Genomic DNA, 17,295 nt, shown 5'->3' on the forward strand with positions numbered 1-17,295 from the left:
AGTGTAGTGATTACTCTTGCGGTACAACTTTGCCAATGTATGGCAGGTGACGGTATTTTTGAGCGTAGTCGATACCAACACCAACAACGAACTCATCTGGGATCTCAAAACCAATCCACTTAGTGTCCACTTCAACTTCACGTCGTGAAGGCTTGTCTAGTAGCGTACAGATCTCGATAGATTTAGGACCACGTAAGCTCAGGATCTCTTTTACCTTAGTCAGTGTGTTACCAGTATCGATAATATCTTCAACAAGCAGAACGTCTTTACCTTGGATGTCGTCATCTAGGTCTTTCAAAATACGAACATCACGTGAGCTTTCCATGCTGTTGCCGTAGCTAGACGCGGTCATGAAATCAACTTGGTGAGTTAAATCAATAGCACGAGCAAGATCCGCCATAAAGACAAACGATCCACGTAATAAGCCAACTAAAACCAGATCTTCACTGCCTTGGTAGTGTTCCGTGATCTGTTTGCCTAGTTCGTTTACTCGATCCTGAACTTCTTGCTCAGAGATCATGACTTCAACTGTATGCTTCATACTGCTCTCATTTTGTTTGGTGATTGCGACAAGTGTAGACAGTTTTGCCATTGGTGCCGCTCAATTTGTGCGTAAGTCTAGCACTGCTCAAATACCCACACCACCTTATGGTTCCAATTTACTGTCAGATTATCAATGAAATGTGCACTTGTGCTTTGTCTGATAGTCGCCTCCTTTCACATCAATGTGGATCACGCTTTATGTATCAAGTTTGATTTAACTGTCTATTAAATAAGCTCAAAGGATTGACCATTCGCATATGCACCATTACACTCATCTTGGCTTAAATAATAATAAAATCATTAATATAAAAAAATCGTTGGCAAGGAAAATAAAATGGACTCAATCTCTAAGAGACCTAGAACTAGGCTTTCACCTTTAAAAAGAAAACTTCAGCTGATGGAAATCGCGCTTGAAGTATTCTCTCGTCGCGGCATTGGCCGTGGTGGTCACGCTGACATTGCAGATATCGCTCAGGTATCAGTAGCAACAGTATTTAACTACTTCCCTACTCGTGAAGATCTGGTTGATGAAGTGCTTAATCATGTTGTCCGTCAATTCTCAAACTTCCTTTCAGACAATATCGATCTAGATATTCACGCAAAACAAAACCTACATAATATTGCGACTGAAATGGTGACACTAGTAGCTCAAGACAGCCACTGGTTGAACGTATGGTTCGAATGGAGCGCATCGACGCGTGACGAAGTATGGCCACTGTTCGTAACGACAAACCGCACTAACCAAATGTTGGTACAAAACATGTTTAGTAAAGCGATTGAGCGCGGCGAAGTTTGTGACGATCACGATCCTAAGCATCTTGCGAATCTGTTCCACGGCATCTGCTACTCGCTATTTATCCAAGCGAAACGTGTCGATACCAATGAAGAGTTGTCGACTTTAACTGACAGCTACTTGAACATGTTGTGTATCTATAAGTAGATTCGAGATTCGGTTAAAACTATTGAAAGGGTTGGCGTTTGCGTCAATCCTTTTTTGTTACAAGCAGATAGCGGTTGGTTGAAAGAGATTCCCTACTCCTTCCTTCGTTAGTCTAGGGAATGACGGATATAAAGAACTCCTGTACTTCACCGTCGAAGAAATGAATCAGCCATTCAAGTCTGAGATTACCAACTCCCTCCTTCGTCAGTCTAGGAATGATGGCTCTAAAGAGATCCTGCACTTAACCATCGAAGAAATAAACCAGCCATTCAAGTCTGAGATTACCAACTCCCTCCTTCGTCAGTCTAGGGAATGATGGCTTTAAAGAGAGCCTGCACTTCACCATCGAAGAAATAAACAGCGATTCAAGCCAGAGATTACCTCTTCTCTCCTTCGCCAGTCTCGGTAACGAGAAGGTGAATAGTGAGCTGCAGCTCGTTCACACTCAAGAATAACTAAAGGACAAACTCCAACACCTCACTCCGTCATCCTCAAGAGCGAGGGACGTATATGGACTCCCCTAGTATTGCAAGGAAACGAGTAAAGGTATGCAAGTGCACGTATACTCGGTTTCTTTATGGGGAGCTACCCCGAACCTCTATGGCTTAATCCACTCAGCAAAAGTTCTTATCGAGCGTGTGGTGTATTATCACCTTCGTCCCTCTCAGAGTTTCTTTTGCTTGCTATGCTTACTCTTTACCATAATTTACTTGCTTACATGGGGGGATTGATGTCTCCCTTAAACTTATAAAATCAACTGTTAAGCGATTAACGTCTCATTATAAGATTGATTGCTTTTCAGCATGGCACAAGCCATTCTGATCGTTTTGTTCGCAAGGGCGACAACCACTTGGTTAAACGACTTTCTTTCTAATAAGTTTCGTATCCAGCAACTTAAGCGATCTTCTTTATCTCGGATATTCGCTACCACCGCTCTTGCTCCATGAACGACAAGAGAGCGTAAGGTTTTATCACCTGATTTACTTATTCCGTGGTTTTTGTTCTTACCACCACTGCCAGTATGAGCCGGAACTAAACCTAAGCTCGCACTAGCTCCTCGACCATTTCTATAGGCCGAAGCGTCACCCAGACGGGAAAAAATGGCACTTGCAATCACCCAACGTACACCTCGTAAAGTGATTAATAACTGGCAAGCGGGTATTTGCTTTGCAAAGTCTATAAGTTGCGATTCAACTCTCTCGATAGGCTCATCAAGATTTAGTAGCTGAGCATGTAATTCTCGGAGAACGAATCGAGTTGTCGGTGTTAATTCATTCTCCATATCTTCGATAACGAAAGGGAGTAGTTCTCGCAGTTTATTGGCTCCTTGTGGGAAGGTAATGCCACATTCCGCTGCATAGCCACGGATACGTAGACTTACTGCCGTGCGTTGTTTTATATAGCTTTGTCTTAAACTCAGCAGCATTGCGATATCTTGCTGCTCCGGTGTTTTTACAGGTACAGCATGAATATCGGAGCGTAAGGAAGCTTCGTAAATCGCGATAGCATCATTAGCATCGTTCTTATTACCACTGCGATACGGCTTCACTTTTTGGGGAGGTCTCATTTTGACGGTATGACCACAGCTTTGAAACGTTCGTCCCCAATAATGAGATGCTGCACAGGCCTCTATGCAAATGGTTGCGTCAGGGTGTTGGCTGATGACCGTTAGCATTTTCTTTTTAGACATAGCTTGGTTCAACTTACGCTTGCCATGGCGGTTAAATACCGCGACTTGAAAGACGGATTTGGCTAAATCAATCGAGATTGTGTTAAATTTATTCATGGTATGGGCTCCTGTTTTTGGTTCGCACCTGTAACTTTAGCTGACGCTGTCAGTTGAGGTGGGGAGTCCATACCATTGAGCGAGTTGGGGATCTTTTGCAGCAAAACAACTCACTTATAATGACGTATAAAAAAAACCGCTGACGAATCAGCGGCTTTTACAATCTATATATACTCAAAATAATTGGAGTTGCAGCTAGGCAACAAGTAAGTTCAGCCCTATGAGCATAGGAGTTCTATGTAATTAGGGTGAACTTACGCAGTTAACAACGCTGCGGCTTCAAGTATGAAGAGTATTTACTTCTTCTTTTTCACTGCTTTCTTATTTGGAAGGTCAGTGATTGAACCTTCGAATACTTCCGCAGCAAGACCAACAGACTCGTGTAGAGTTGGGTGAGCGTGGATAGTAAGAGCGATATCTTCTGCGTCACAACCCATTTCGATTGCTAGGCCGATTTCACCAAGAAGCTCACCACCGTTAGTACCAACAACAGCACCACCGATTACGCGATGAGTATCTTTATCGAAGATCATCTTAGTCATACCATCTGCACAGTCAGAAGCGATTGCACGACCAGAAGCAGCCCAAGGGAAAGTCGCCACTTCGTAGTTTAGGCCTTCCGCTTTCGCTTCTTTCTCAGTCTTACCTACCCAAGCAACTTCTGGCTCAGTGTACGCAATTGATGGGATTACTTTAGGGTCGAAGTAGTGCTTCTTACCAGAGATAACTTCAGCAGCTACGTGACCTTCATGCACACCTTTGTGAGCAAGCATTGGTTGACCAACAACGTCACCGATCGCGTGGATGTGAGGAACGTTTGTACGCATTTGCTTATCAACGTTGATGAAGCCACGCTCGTCAACTTCGATACCTGCTTTTTCAGCATCGATAAGTGCACCGTTTGGAACACGACCGATAGCAACAAGAACAGCATCGTAGCGCTCAGCTTCAGCTGGTGCTTTCTTGCCTTCCATTGAAACGTAGATACCGTCTTCTTTCGCTTCAACTGCAGTTACTTTAGTTTCAAGCATTAGCTTGAACTTGTTCTTGATACGCTTAGTGAAGACTTTAACGATGTCTTTATCCGCAGCAGGGATAACTTGGTCGAACATCTCAACTACGTCTACTTTAGAACCTAGAGAGTGGTAAACCGTACCCATTTCAAGACCGATGATACCACCGCCCATGATAAGCAGTTTTTCAGGAACTTCTTTCAGCTCAAGTGCATCCGTAGAATCCCAAATACGTGGGTCTTCATGTGGAATGAAAGGAAGTTTGATTGGGCGAGAACCCGCAGCGATGATTGCGTTATCGAAGTTAACTGTTGTTGCTTCGCCTTCGCCTTCAACTAGGATGCTGTTAGGACCAGTGAACTTACCGAAACCGTTAACAACTGTTACGTTACGCATCTTAGCCATACCGCCAAGACCGCCAGTTAGTTGGTCTACTACTTTTTCTTTCCAGATACGGATCTTGCTGATGTCCGTTTGTGGCTCTCCAAATACAACGCCGTGCTCTGCCATCGCTTTCGCTTCTTCGATTACTTTAGAAACGTGAAGAAGTGCTTTCGATGGAATACAACCAACATTTAGACATACACCACCAAGAGTGCTGTAACGTTCAACTAGTACTGTTTCTAGACCTAAATCCGCACAACGGAATGCAGCTGAGTAACCAGCAGGACCTGAACCAAGTACAACAACTTGGGCTTTAATTTCTTTGCTCATTGTGACCTCTTGTAGTCATTATCCCTAACAGGCTGAGTAGATGTTCTTAAAATTATTGGGCTTTCAAACAGCCAACATTTTACAGAGATGTTAACAGTGTGAAAGTAGCTTTAAGTTAGCCTGTGAGCTAGACAACACTTCCCTTTCGCTTTATGAGAAAAGCGGGAACTGTTCTCTAAAAATAGTCTTTATATAAAGAATTAAGGTGACCCGAAAGCCACCTTAATAATTACTTTCTCAATTACAGTACTAGACGACGGATGTCAGATAGTGCGCTGTTTAGGAAAGTAATGAAGCGTGCACCTTCAGCACCATCGATCACACGGTGGTCATATGATAGAGACAGTGGAAGCTGAAGACGTGGCTGGAACTCTTTACCATTCCAAACTGGCTTAATTTCAGACTTAGATACACCTAGGATACCTACTTCTGGAGCATTTACGATTGGCGTAAATGCAGTACCGCCGATGCCACCAAGGCTAGAGATTGTGAAACAACCGCCTTGCATGTCAGCTGCAGTTAGCTTACCAGCACGTGCTTTCTTAGACACAGCCATTAGCTCTTCAGATAGCTCGTAAATGCCTTTCTTGTTCACGTCTTTGAATACAGGAACAACTAGACCGTTTGGAGTATCTACCGCGATACCTACGTTTACGTACTTCTTAAGAATGATGCTTTCGCCATCTTCAGAAAGAGAAGAGTTAAACGCTGGGAACGCTTCTAGCGCTTTAGCAACAGCTTTCATGATGAACACAAGAGGAGTGATCTTCATGCCAGTGTCTTTCTTAGCTTCGATTGCGTTCTGCTCTTTACGGAATGCTTCTAGCTCAGTGATGTCTGCGTTATCCCACTGTGTAACGTGAGGGATCATTACCCAGTTACGGTGTAGGTTTGCACCAGAGATCTTCTTGATCTTAGAAAGCTTCTGAACTTCAGTTTCGCCGAACTTGCTGAAGTCAACTTTTGGCCATGGTAGTAGACCAAGAGCAGAGCCGTCACCGCCTTTGCCAGATGCCGCAGCACCAGACTCTAGACGCTTAAGTGCATCTTTAACGTAAGACTGAACGTCTTCTTTAAGTACACGGCTCTTACGACCAGTACCTTTAACTTTCGCTAGGTTTACACCGAACTCACGAGCTAGACGACGAACAACTGGAGACGCGTGTGCGTACTCACCGTTTTCTTGGAAGTCGTCTGCAGCTGCAGGAGCTGCTGCCGCTGGAGCTTCAGCTTTAGGTGCAGGTGCCGCCGCTGGAGCTGCTGCTTGTGCAGGTGCTGCAACAGGAGCTGGAGCTGCGCCTTCAACTACGAAAGTCATGATTAGAGAGCCAGTTGACACTTTGTCGCCAGCTGCAATCTTGATCTCTTTAACTGTACCAGCGAATGGTGCAGGAACTTCCATTGAAGCTTTGTCGCCTTCAACAGTAATTAGAGATTGCTCTTCTTCTACTGTATCGCCAACCGCTACCATTACTTCAGTAACTTCTACTTCGTCACCGCCGATGTCTGGAACGTTTACTTCTTTTTCAGCTGACGCTGCTGGAGCCGCTGCAACTGGTGCTGCCGCCGCTGGAGCAGGAGCTGCTGCAGGTGCTGAACCAGCAACTTCGAATACCATTACTAGAGAACCAGTAGAAACTGAGTCACCAGAAGCGATCTTGATTTCTTTAACGATACCAGCGAATGGTGCAGGAACTTCCATTGAAGCCTTGTCACCTTCAACAGTTAGAAGAGATTGCTCTTCTTCTACTGCATCACCGATAGCAACCATGATCTCAGTAACTTCTACTTCGTCGCCACCGATATCTGGAACGTGAACTTCTTTAAGCTCTGCCGCTGCTGCCGCTACAGGAGCAGCTACTGGAGCTGCCTCTGCTGCTGGAGCAGGCGCAGCTTCAGCTGCACCCTCGGCTTCGAAAATCATGATTAGAGAACCAGTAGAAACTGAATCGCCTTCAGCCACTTTGATTTCTTTAACGATACCGGCTTGAGACGCTGGAACTTCCATAGAAGCTTTGTCGCCTTCAACAGTGATTAGAGACTGTTCTTCTTCAACCTTGTCGCCAACGCTTACAAGAATCTCAGTAACTTCAACCTCATCCGCACCGATGTCAGGTACATTAATTTCGATTGCCATTGCTTATTTACCTTCTAGTTAAGCGCTGTATTAAGCGTATTGTGGGTTTGTTTTTTCAGTGTCGATATCAAATTTAGCAATTGCTTCAACAACTACAGATTTCTCGATATCACCACGTTTAGCCAGTTCAGTTAGGGCAGCAACTACTACGTAGCCTGCGTTAACTTCGAAGTGACGACGTAGGTTTTCACGGCTGTCAGAACGGCCGTAACCATCAGTACCAAGTACTTTGTAAGACTCAGAAGGCATGAACGCACGAACTTGCTCAGAGTAGTTCTTCATGTAGTCAGTCGCTGCGATTGCTGGCTCAGTACCCATTACTTGTGCAATGTAAGGTACTTTCGCTTCTGCTTCTGGGTGAAGCATGTTGTAACGCTCTGCGTCTTGACCGTCACGAGTTAGCTCGTTGAACGATGTTACAGAGAATACGTCAGATGCGATGCCGTACTCTTCGCTTAGGATAGTCGCGGCTTTACGTACTTCGTTCATGATAGTACCAGAGCCCATTAGCTGAACTTTAGACTTGTCACCTGCGTAAGACTCAAGCTTATAGATACCCTTACGGATGCCTTCTTCAGCGCCTTCTGGCATTGCTGGCATTGCGTAGTTTTCGTTCATAACAGTTAGGTAGTAGAACACGTTCTCTTGTTTCTCACCGTACATGCGACGGATACCGTCTTGCATGATTACTGCAACTTCGTAAGCGAATGTTGGGTCGTAAGAGATACAATTAGGAACCGTGTTCGCCATGATGTGTGAGTGGCCATCTTCGTGCTGTAGACCTTCACCGTTTAGCGTTGTACGACCAGCAGTAGCACCTAATAGGAAACCACGAGCTTGTTGGTCACCAGCCATCCACGCCATATCGCCTACACGTTGGAAACCAAACATTGAGTAGTAGATATAGAACGGGATCATTGGTAGATCGTTCGTGCTGTATGATGTTGCAGCTGCGACCCAAGAAGCCATTGAGCCTAGCTCGTTGATACCTTCTTGTAGAACCTGACCTGACGTAGCTTCTTTATAGTAAGAAACGATGTCGCGATCTTGAGGTGTGTAGTTCTGACCGTGCGGGTTGTAAATACCGATCTGACGGAATAGACCTTCCATACCGAACGTACGAGCTTCGTCACAGATGATAGGAACGATGTTCTTACCGATGTTCTTGTCTTTCAGTAGGATGTTTAGCGTACGTACGTAAGCCATTGTTGTAGAGATGTCACGCTTCTGTTCAGTTAGTAGCGGAGTGAACTCTTCTAGCTCAGGTGTTTTGAATTCTTGAGTGAACTTAGGTAGACGCTGTGGCGTGTAACCTTTTAGTTCTTTACGACGAGCGTGTAGGTATTCGTACTCCGCTGTACCTTCTTCAAGTTTCAGGTATGGAAGTTCTTTTACTGCTTCGTCAGTTAGGATGTCTTGAAGACCTAGACGATCACGTAGGTGTAGTACGTGAGTCATGTCCATCTTCTTAACTTGGTGCGCGATGTTCTTACCTTCAGCCGCTTCACCCATGCCGTAACCTTTAACAGTCTTCGCTAGGATTACTGTTGGACGACCTTTAGTTTCTGCTGCGTTCTTGTAAGCTGCGTACAGTTTAGAAGACTCATGACCACCGCGCTTAAGTGCGAAGATTTCATCGTCAGTCATGTCTGCAACTAGTGCAGCCGTTTCTGGGTACTTACCGAAGAAGTGCTCACGTACGTATGCACCGTCTTTAGATTTAAATGTTTGGTAATCACCATCTACAGTTTCGTTCATCAGCTGTAGAAGCTTGCCTGTTGTATCTTTAGCAAGTAGTGCATCCCAGTTGCTACCCCAAATAACTTTAACAACGTTCCAACCAGCGCCTTTGAATAGACCTTCTAGCTCTTGGATGATGCTACCGTTACCCATTACAGGGCCGTCTAGACGCTGTAGGTTACAGTTGATTAGGAATGTTAGGTTGTCTAGTTTTTCACGCGCAGCGAAAGACAGTGAACCACGTGATTCTGGCTCATCCATCTCACCATCACCTAGGAATGCGTATACACGCTGTGCAGATGTGTCTTTTAGACCACGACCGTCTAGGTACTTAAGGAAACGTGCTTGGTAGATCGCAGAAATTGGACCAAGACCCATAGATACTGTTGGGAACTGCCAGAACTCAGGCATCAGTTTAGGGTGTGGGTATGACGGGATACCTTTACCATCCACTTCTTGACGGAAGTTATCTAGCTGCTCTTCAGTTAGACGACCTTCAACGAATGCACGAGCGTAGATACCCGGTGAGATGTGACCTTGGTAGTAAACTAGATCGCCACCGTCCGTCTCGTTTGGAGCTCGGAAGAAGTGGTTGAAACAAACTTCGTAGAACGCCGCTGCTGACTGGTAAGAAGCCATGTGACCACCTAGGTCTAGGTCTTTCTTAGAAGCACGCAATACGATCATGATTGCGTTCCAGCGAATAATCGAACGAATACGACGTTCAAGAGTTACATCACCTGGGTATGCTGGCTCTTGTGCTGCCGGAATCGTGTTGATGTAGTTAGTGTTGATACCAGTTGGCATATCAACGCCATCTAGACGTGCTTTCTCTAGAACTGTTTCTAGTAGGAACTGTGCACGTTCTACACCTTCTTCACGTACTACTGACTCAAGAGCTTCTAACCAATCTTGAGTTTCCAGTGCGTCTACGTCATGCTTCATGTCAGACATGGCGATCTATCCTTTTTGTTAGTTGGATTCTACTAAACACGTAAAAAGCCGAAGTATTACGGCTATTTACCCTGTTGAATTCGACGCAGGGAGCGTTCGCGGCGCGACTCTTCCTTCGTCAAATCCAGCAATGTTTCTTCGATGTAAGCTAAATGAGAATGTGACATTTCACGCGCCTTCTCAGGCTGGCCAGAAACGATCGCATCTACGATATTAGCTCGATGTATACTCACTTTCTCCACAACGTCTTTACGACGATGCAACAGCTTTAAATTTTCTAAGACGTTTTGTTCGAGTAACGGAGCCAAGCTACGAACAATGTGCAATAACACCACATTGTGTGCTGCCTCTGTTAAAGCAATAAGGAAAGCCATCACCGCTGCAGATTCGGCTTCAATATCACCCTTATCTTGCGCACCGTGAATTTTTTCTTGGCAGGCTTGAATACGAGCAAAGTCTTCATCAGTGCCACGCAATGCCGCGAAGTAAGCCGAAATCCCTTCCATCGCATGACGCGATTCCAACAAGTCTAGTTGGGTTTCAGAATGGGATGACAACAAATTAAGCAAAGGATCTGAAAAGCTTTTCCAGATATTTTCGCTAACAAACGTACCTCCACCTTGACGGCGAGTAAGCAAGCGTTTTGCTTCTAAACGTTGTATCGCTTCTCGGATTGAAGGACGAGACACATCGAACTGTTTCGCCAGTTCGCGCTCAGGCGGCAACTGCTGCCCAGGAGCCAGTGTTCCTTCCACAATCAACCTTTCTAACTCTTGTTCGATTACATCGGAGAGTTTTGGCTGACGAATCCTTTGATAAGCCATAGTTTGTTGTTCTTCTTTTTCTTCGCTGACAATTGGTAATACCAATTTTAAGTTGGGCAGAAATTAACATAATTAAAACGCCACTGTCCAGCGTAAAATTGACCTGCATCATAGAACGCAGTGTGAATTAACCACGATTTAACAAATGAAATTTAAAACAGCAACCAAATTGGTCTTACCATTTACAGCGCTAATACTTTTGGGGAGTATTCGTGCTAGAAAGTTTCAGGATAAAAATGAATTGTTTCAGAAAGATTAGCCTAAGTCGGTCAAAAATCGAACCAAGAGCACATTTGGGAGGGAAATTCTGTTCACAAGCTTTAATATCTAGGTGTTTGATAAGCTCGTCACACTCTCGATTTATTGACGCACACCCGCCAACCACTTTCTTTACATTGCAACAACAAAAATTCACAAGTGGTTATGCTAAGCGTTGATTAAGCAAGGCTCTGTAATTAGCAGAGCCATGAAGAATATGAGGAATTAGAAGCGTAATTTGCCTTTAAATTTTGCCCAGTCAAAGACTAAACCTGGGTCAGTTTTGCGTAAAGGTGCTATGTATTGATGGCCAGTAATACGTTCATTAGTAATCTGAGGAAAGCTTAGTACCAACGTTTCAGTTAGCTCAGTCAAGGCGTGATACTGCTGCTCTGTATAGGCAACAAAGTCACTTCCCTCTAATTCAATACCAATAGAGTAATCATTACACCTTTCACGACCGGCAAAGCTCGATTGGCCAGCATGCCAAGCCCGGTCAAGGAAAGAAACAAACTGCACCACTTCGCCATCACGGTGAATCAAGCAGTGAGAAGATACCCCCATTTGATGAATCACTTTGAAAAACGGGTGTTCCGCTGGATCGAGATTACCCGTAAAGAACTGCTCGATATAAGGCCCACCAAATTGCCCCGGTGGCAGGCTAATATTGTGGACCACCAGTAGAGAGATATCATCGACACTCAGTCGAGCGTCAAAATACGGAGAAGGAACATGCCGAGCGTTTTCGTACCATCCTTTGGAGCAGATCGTCATCTTGGTCTCTCTTTCTTTTTTGCTAGCACAGTAGATTGTGACCTTGCCCATAGAGCAGTCGCGCTAGCCTCTTTAATTTGAAGTTAAGCAAGAGTATCATTCCATTCCCACTCCCTTTCAAGATTAGATTTGCGATGAAAAACACACATAACAGCCACCAACGCCTTGACTACTTAAAAGAGCAACTGCCTCTCGAGATCACTCGTGCAGTCGCAGAAACAATCAAAGAAGATCTAGGCGGTACGTTAGATCCAGCGGCTGATATTACGGCAAGTCTAATCCCAGCTGACGCTATCAACAGCGCAACCATCATCACTCGTGAGCACGGCGTATTCTGTGGTAAAGCATGGGCTGATGAGGTATTTAAGCAGCTAGGCGGTGAAGTGACTATCGAGTGGAACGTAGAAGATGGCGATAAGGTTGAACCAAACCAAACGCTTTGTACCCTAACCGGTCCAGCGCGCGCACTATTAACTGGTGAGCGTAACGCAATGAACTTCATTCAAACGCTATCTGGTTGTGCGACAGCGACCGCTATCTATGCTGATAAAATCAAACACACTGAGTGCCGTCTGCTAGATACTCGTAAAACCATCCCTGGCCTGCGTAGTGCACTAAAATACGCTGTAGCTTGTGGTGGCGGTTTCAACCACCGTATCGGTGTTTTCGATGCCTACTTAATCAAAGAAAACCACATCATCGCATGTGGTGGTATTGAAAAAGCTATCTCAACAGCAAAAGAGCTAAACCCTGGTAAGCCAATTGAAGTTGAAACTGAGAGCCTGGAAGAGCTAGAGCAAGCGATCAACGCGGGCGCAGACATCATCATGCTAGACAACTTCACCACTGACATGATGCGTGAAGCTGTTAAGATCAATGCAGGCCGTGCTGCACTAGAAAACTCTGGTAACGTGACGTTAGACACCATCGCTGAGTTCGCTGAAACGGGTGTCGATTACATCTCGGTTGGCGCTTTAACCAAACACCTAAAAGCAATGGATCTATCAATGAGATTCAAAGCGTAATTTACTGAATAGTAAATAGTTTATATGAAGGCACTGTTAATGACAGTGCCTTTTTTATTGCCTTAATTATCAGTATTTCAAACCGTTATTTAAGTTGATCGCATAAATTTGCGCGCCATATGCAACAGCCACTCAATAAATTCAAAACCACTCGCGACCGCACCTGAACACCATTCCACTTCCCTATCTCGACTTCTATTCTCTCTACCATCTTGTGCTTGCACTGAAACAAACTAAAGAATGGAATGAAAAGAATGAATAACAAGAACAAAAGAACAAATCAGAAAGGTTTCACGCTGATTGAATTGATGATCGTAATTGCAATAATTGGCATTTTGTCTGCCTTTGCCATACCTGCTTACCAAAATTACACAATGAAAGCGCACGCTAGTGAAATGTTAAGCGCTTCTTCTGCTATGAAAATGTCGCTTGGTATATGCCTAGTAAATGGAGAGACTAATTGCGCATCAGGTAATGGTGGTGTGCCTGGGGCGCAAGACTTGGGAGCTTTTACCGTATCAGCAGTTGCTGGGGTTAGTGGAGCTGCAACAACAATTCAAGCTGTTGTAGATGCAGGGGAAACAAAAGGAAGACTAGTTGAGGGAGACACCATAACCATAACCCCTGACCTACAAAACGCCGGGGTAACATGGGCTATTACATGTACAAATGGAGGAACACAAGGTGCAGCGGTCACTGATTGGTGTCCTGTTAACTAATGCTAACCAACCTCCCTACAATTCTCCGTCAGGCTGATTTACTTAGCCTGACTCAAGAACAAGCCGTGGCGGAGCACGTGCAAGCTTCAGGTATTTCGACTCCTGAAGCTTTGCTTGTTCTTGATCTCTTCACAGGCGACTCCCTAGCAAACAATATACAAGCCATCTTTGGCTTGCCGTTAGTTCAATTGAGCAACACAGATTATGAAGCTTTGTGTGACCAATTAGGGCTTCGCGAGCTGATAACCAAATACCGTGCACTTCCGATCTCAGTCTCTAATTCGACGCTCACAGTGGCTTCAGCCGACCCTACCGACTTACAGGCTGAAGATGATTTTCGTTTTGCTACCGGCCTGCAGATAGAACTGGCAGTCGCCAATTACTCAGAACTGGAAGGCGCGATACGCAAGTTATACGGCCGTTCTATTTCAGGGCAAGAGTCCAAACGCAAAGAGATCACCCAAGATGAACTGGCTAACCTAGTTGAAGTGTCTGACGACGAGCTCGCGTCGATTGAGGACCTTAGCCAAGACGACTCTCCAGTTAGCCGATTTATCAATCAGATACTGGTCGATGCGGTACGTAAAGGCGCATCAGATATTCATTTTGAACCTTACGAAGAGCACTACCGTGTGCGCCTGCGTTGTGACGGTATATTGGTTGAAATCCAGCAACCCGCTTCTCACCTAAGCCGACGTTTATCCGCCCGTTTAAAAATTATCGCTAAATTAGATATTGCCGAGCGTCGCTTACCTCAAGACGGACGAATAAAACTTCGCCTGAATGATGAGTTAGCGATAGACATGCGCGTCTCCACATTGCCAACCTTGTGGGGCGAGAAGATCGTACTGCGGCTGCTTGATAGCAGCGCGGCGAATCTCGATATCGACAAGCTCGGGTACAGCGGCGATCAAAAAGCCCTCTACCTGAATGCACTCAAACGCCCGCAAGGAATGATCTTAATGACAGGCCCCACTGGCAGCGGAAAAACCGTCTCGCTTTATACCGGCCTTAGAGTATTGAACACCACAGAACGTAATATCTCCACCGCAGAGGATCCAGTAGAGATTAACCTGTGTGGCATCAATCAAGTGCAAGTGATGCCAAAGATTGGCTTCGGATTCGCTGAAGCCCTGCGCTCGTTTCTACGACAAGATCCAGATGTGGTGATGGTTGGTGAGATCCGTGATTTAGAAACCGCAGAAATAGCCATAAAAGCATCGCAAACCGGTCACTTGGTACTTTCAACTCTCCATACCAACTCTGCGGCAGAAACGGTGACCCGACTCGCTCATATGGGGATTGCGCCCTTTAATCTAGCCTCATCATTGAGCTTAATCATTGCCCAACGACTGGCAAGACGCTTGTGCAACCAATGCAAAACCGTTGACGACTCTCCAGACATCTTTCTGCGTCACTCAATCCCTAATAGCAAAACCATTTATAAGGCCAACCCACAAGGGTGTAACGAGTGCAATCAAGGCTATTCAGGGCGTGTCGGTATTTACGAAGTGATGCCATTCACCGACAAACTCAAAAATAGCCTGATCAGCAAACCGAATGCGCTGGAGATTGAAGACCTTGCTCGCCGAGAAGGAATGCGCACACTGCAAGAGTCAGGGTTAGATAAATTGCTTGAAGGCACCACCAGCTATCAAGAACTGCAACGTGTTCTGTACCTATAGTCCATCGGAGCTTCAATGATCACTAAACCTAAGCAATCACAATTAAAAAGCTACCACTGGAAAGGCATCAACAGCTCTGGCAAAAAAGTGTCAGGGCAGACCTTAGCGCTTACTGAATTAGAGGTGCGTGAAAAGCTCAAAGATCAGCATATCCAGATAAAGAAAATCAAAAAGAAAAGTATTTCGGCACTGACGCGTTTAACCCATCGAGTTAAATCTAGAGACATCACCGTGTTGACCCGCCAGCTTGCTACCATGCTAGGAACTGGCGTCCCAATCGTGCAGGCGATTAAATTGGTCTCAGATAACCACCGCAAAGCTGAAATGAAATCTATCCTGTCACACATATGTAAAGGTGTCGAAGCTGGTACACCTATCTCCAAAGCGATGCGAACCGCGAGTCGCCACTTTGATGATCTTTATACCGATTTAGTCGCAACGGGTGAGCTCTCGGGTAACCTTGCGCAAGTATTTGAACGCCTAGCGACATATCGAGAGAAGAGTGAACAGCTCAAGTCTAAGGTCATCAAAGCGCTCATCTATCCTGCAATGGTGGTTACTGTCGCACTCACAGTCTCTTATTTAATGCTGACCATGGTGATTCCTGAGTTTGAGTCGATGTTTTCGGGCTTTGGTGCCGACCTCCCTTGGTTTACTCAGCAAGTACTTGAGCTTTCTCATTGGATGCAGGCATACAGCTTTTACACGTTTGTAGGTGCTGGGTTGGCTGCCTTAGTAATCTATCAACTCTGTCAGCGCTCCTACTCGATTCGATTATCTACCAGCCGCTTAGGATTAAGGTTTCCAATCCTAGGCGGAGTAATGGCCAAAGCCTCCATTGCCAAGTTCAGTCGAACACTATCAACCAGTTTCGGTTCTGGTATCCCCATTCTCATGAGCCTAAAAACCACGGCCAAAACCGCAGGCAACCTGCACTATGAATCGGCAATCATTGAAGTACATCGTGAAACCGCTGCGGGCATCCCTATGTATATTGCCATGCGTAATACCAATGCGTTTCCTGAAATGATGTTGCAGATGGTGATGATTGGCGAAGAGTCTGGAAACCTTGATGAAATGCTCAACAAAATCGCCTCGATTTACGAGTTTGAAGTAGACAACACCGTCGACAATTTAGGCAAAATATTAGAGCCGCTGATCATTGTGTTTTTAGGATCTGTAGTGGGTGGTCTTGTGGTTGCGATGTACTTACCGATCTTTAATCTTATGAGTGTGTTAGGATAGCCAAAAGCAACTAAACACCCATGAGTAGAAACCTCTACTCATCTTGATTAAGTGGTAAAGGACACTATGGAAGTATTTCACTACTATCCTTGGCTATTCCCGGTATTAGCATTCATTTTTAGTCTTCTGATTGGCAGCTTCCTTAACGTCGTCATACATCGTTTACCAATTATGATGGAACGCGAATGGCAACAAGAGTGCTCGGAGTATTTCTCCCAATATAAAATTCCGGCGCCAGAAGGTAAGTTCAACCTCAGTGTTCCTCGCTCTACTTGCCCTAAATGTAAAACTCAATTAAGAATCGTCGACAATATTCCAGTGTTAAGCTGGTTGTTCTTGAAGGGTAAGTGTCACAGCTGTGCTAATCCAATCAGCGCTCGCTACCCTTTGGTTGAACTGCTGACTGCGACACTTTGCACAGTTGTTGCCAGTCACTTTGGTTTCAGTTTTTACGCTATTGCACTGGTATTTTTCACCTTTGCGTTAATTACCGCGACTTTTATCGACCTCGACACCATGCTATTGCCTGATCAAATTACCTTGCCGTTAGTTTGGTCTGGTATCGCTTTAGCCCTATTTAATATCGGCCCAGTATCGCTTCAAGACTCAGTAGTCGGCGCTATGGCTGGCTACCTCGCGTTATGGTCCGTCTACTGGCTGTTCAAACTGCTGACAGGTAAAGAAGGCATGGGTTACGGTGACTTCAAGTTACTGGCTGCACTTGGCGCATGGCTGGGTTGGCAGCATCTACCGATGATCATCCTGCTGTCTTCGCTTGTTGGCCTGGTGTTTGGTTTGATTCAGCTGCGCTTGAAACAGCAAGGCATTGATAAAGCCTTCCCATTCGGCCCTTACCTTGCGATTGCTGGTTGGGTAAGCTTGATGTGGGGTAACGACATCATGGGTTGGTATTTCACTTCAGTATTAGGAATGTAACC

13 protein-coding genes are annotated in these 17,295 nt (G+C 45.2%); 6 read left to right on the forward strand and 7 right to left on the reverse strand.

Features of this window, described 5'->3' with window-relative positions; translation table 11 throughout:
• Window positions 1-10: 10 nt before the first annotated feature.
• Window positions 11-541 carry a hypoxanthine phosphoribosyltransferase gene (gene hpt, locus OCV52_RS12925; RefSeq protein ID WP_061032638.1) on the reverse strand — a complete coding sequence of 177 codons (531 nt, stop codon included), beginning with the start codon at window positions 539-541 and terminating at the stop codon, window positions 11-13.
• 336 nt (window positions 542-877) lie between these two features.
• On the opposite strand from hpt, the gene OCV52_RS12930 reads away from it, so the two are divergent.
• A complete protein-coding gene (locus tag OCV52_RS12930; RefSeq protein ID WP_004738173.1) occupies window positions 878-1,483 on the forward strand; it encodes a LuxR/HapR/OpaR family quorum-sensing transcriptional regulator in 606 nt (201 codons plus the stop codon).
• Between the two features lie 760 nt (window positions 1,484-2,243).
• Here the strand turns inward: OCV52_RS12930 and OCV52_RS12935 are convergent.
• From OCV52_RS12935 to ampD, 6 genes are all read right to left on the reverse strand, one after another.
• On the reverse strand, window positions 2,244-3,269 hold the full coding sequence (locus OCV52_RS12935; RefSeq protein ID WP_261900849.1) for an IS110 family RNA-guided transposase: 1,026 nt from the start codon (window positions 3,267-3,269) through the stop codon (window positions 2,244-2,246).
• A gap of 296 nt (window positions 3,270-3,565) precedes the next feature.
• Window positions 3,566-4,996 (reverse strand): dihydrolipoyl dehydrogenase, encoded by a 1,431-nt coding sequence (lpdA, locus tag OCV52_RS12940; protein WP_004738171.1) that lies wholly within the window; start codon window positions 4,994-4,996, stop codon window positions 3,566-3,568.
• Window positions 4,997-5,237: 241 nt separating this feature from the next.
• Window positions 5,238-7,133: a pyruvate dehydrogenase complex dihydrolipoyllysine-residue acetyltransferase gene (aceF, locus tag OCV52_RS12945; protein WP_137409074.1), complete on the reverse strand. Its 1,896-nt coding sequence runs from the start codon at window positions 7,131-7,133 to the stop codon at window positions 5,238-5,240.
• Between the two features lie 30 nt (window positions 7,134-7,163).
• A complete protein-coding gene (aceE, locus tag OCV52_RS12950; protein WP_137409075.1) occupies window positions 7,164-9,827 on the reverse strand; it encodes a pyruvate dehydrogenase (acetyl-transferring), homodimeric type in 2,664 nt (887 codons plus the stop codon).
• A 62-nt stretch (window positions 9,828-9,889) separates the two neighbouring features.
• Window positions 9,890-10,651, reverse strand: coding sequence for a pyruvate dehydrogenase complex transcriptional repressor PdhR (pdhR, locus tag OCV52_RS12955; protein ID WP_004738167.1), 762 nt, complete (start codon window positions 10,649-10,651; stop codon window positions 9,890-9,892).
• Window positions 10,652-11,134: 483 nt separating this feature from the next.
• Window positions 11,135-11,734 (reverse strand): 1,6-anhydro-N-acetylmuramyl-L-alanine amidase AmpD, encoded by a 600-nt coding sequence (ampD, locus tag OCV52_RS12960; RefSeq protein ID WP_137409076.1) that lies wholly within the window; start codon window positions 11,732-11,734, stop codon window positions 11,135-11,137.
• An 83-nt stretch (window positions 11,735-11,817) separates the two neighbouring features.
• Between ampD and nadC the strand changes: the two genes are divergently transcribed.
• The 5 genes from nadC to OCV52_RS12985 all read left to right on the forward strand — a co-directional run bounded on the left by nadC (window position 11,818) and on the right by OCV52_RS12985 (window position 17,293).
• On the forward strand, window positions 11,818-12,708 hold the full coding sequence (gene nadC, locus OCV52_RS12965) for a carboxylating nicotinate-nucleotide diphosphorylase (protein ID WP_137409077.1): 891 nt from the start codon (window positions 11,818-11,820) through the stop codon (window positions 12,706-12,708).
• A 254-nt stretch (window positions 12,709-12,962) separates the two neighbouring features.
• A complete protein-coding gene (locus OCV52_RS12970; RefSeq protein ID WP_137409082.1) occupies window positions 12,963-13,427 on the forward strand; it encodes a pilin in 465 nt (154 codons plus the stop codon).
• Window positions 13,427-15,112 (forward strand): type IV-A pilus assembly ATPase PilB, encoded by a 1,686-nt coding sequence (gene pilB / locus OCV52_RS12975; RefSeq protein ID WP_137409078.1) that lies wholly within the window; start codon window positions 13,427-13,429, stop codon window positions 15,110-15,112. The genes OCV52_RS12970 and pilB overlap by 1 nt, the downstream gene beginning before the upstream one ends.
• Window positions 15,113-15,127: 15 nt before the next feature.
• The gene (locus OCV52_RS12980) at window positions 15,128-16,357 is read left to right on the forward strand and encodes a type II secretion system F family protein (protein ID WP_137409079.1); all 1,230 of its coding nucleotides are present in this window, start codon (window positions 15,128-15,130) and stop codon (window positions 16,355-16,357) included.
• Between the two features lie 66 nt (window positions 16,358-16,423).
• A complete protein-coding gene (locus tag OCV52_RS12985) occupies window positions 16,424-17,293 on the forward strand; it encodes a prepilin peptidase (RefSeq protein ID WP_137409080.1) in 870 nt (289 codons plus the stop codon).
• Window positions 17,294-17,295: the final 2 nt, after the last annotated feature.

This window comes from Vibrio chagasii, from assembly GCF_024347355.1.
GTDB lineage: Bacteria > Pseudomonadota > Gammaproteobacteria > Enterobacterales > Vibrionaceae > Vibrio > Vibrio chagasii.

Coding starts and splice junctions, on each gene's coding strand:
- OCV52_RS12985 (WP_137409080.1), top strand. CDS start 16,424: ATGGAAGTATTTCACTACTATCCTTGGCTATTCCCGGTATTAGCATTC.
- ampD (WP_137409076.1), bottom strand. CDS start 11,734: ATGGGCAAGGTCACAATCTACTGTGCTAGCAAAAAAGAAAGAGAGACC.
- hpt (WP_061032638.1), bottom strand. CDS start 541: ATGAAGCATACAGTTGAAGTCATGATCTCTGAGCAAGAAGTTCAGGAT.
- nadC (WP_137409077.1), top strand. CDS start 11,818: ATGAAAAACACACATAACAGCCACCAACGCCTTGACTACTTAAAAGAG.
- pilB (WP_137409078.1), top strand. CDS start 13,427: ATGCTAACCAACCTCCCTACAATTCTCCGTCAGGCTGATTTACTTAGC.
- pdhR (WP_004738167.1), bottom strand. CDS start 10,651: ATGGCTTATCAAAGGATTCGTCAGCCAAAACTCTCCGATGTAATCGAA.
- aceE (WP_137409075.1), bottom strand. CDS start 9,827: ATGTCTGACATGAAGCATGACGTAGACGCACTGGAAACTCAAGATTGG.
- lpdA (WP_004738171.1), bottom strand. CDS start 4,996: ATGAGCAAAGAAATTAAAGCCCAAGTTGTTGTACTTGGTTCAGGTCCT.
- OCV52_RS12935 (WP_261900849.1), bottom strand. CDS start 3,269: ATGAATAAATTTAACACAATCTCGATTGATTTAGCCAAATCCGTCTTT.
- OCV52_RS12930 (WP_004738173.1), top strand. CDS start 878: ATGGACTCAATCTCTAAGAGACCTAGAACTAGGCTTTCACCTTTAAAA.
- OCV52_RS12980 (WP_137409079.1), top strand. CDS start 15,128: ATGATCACTAAACCTAAGCAATCACAATTAAAAAGCTACCACTGGAAA.
- OCV52_RS12970 (WP_137409082.1), top strand. CDS start 12,963: ATGAATAACAAGAACAAAAGAACAAATCAGAAAGGTTTCACGCTGATT.
- aceF (WP_137409074.1), bottom strand. CDS start 7,133: ATGGCAATCGAAATTAATGTACCTGACATCGGTGCGGATGAGGTTGAA.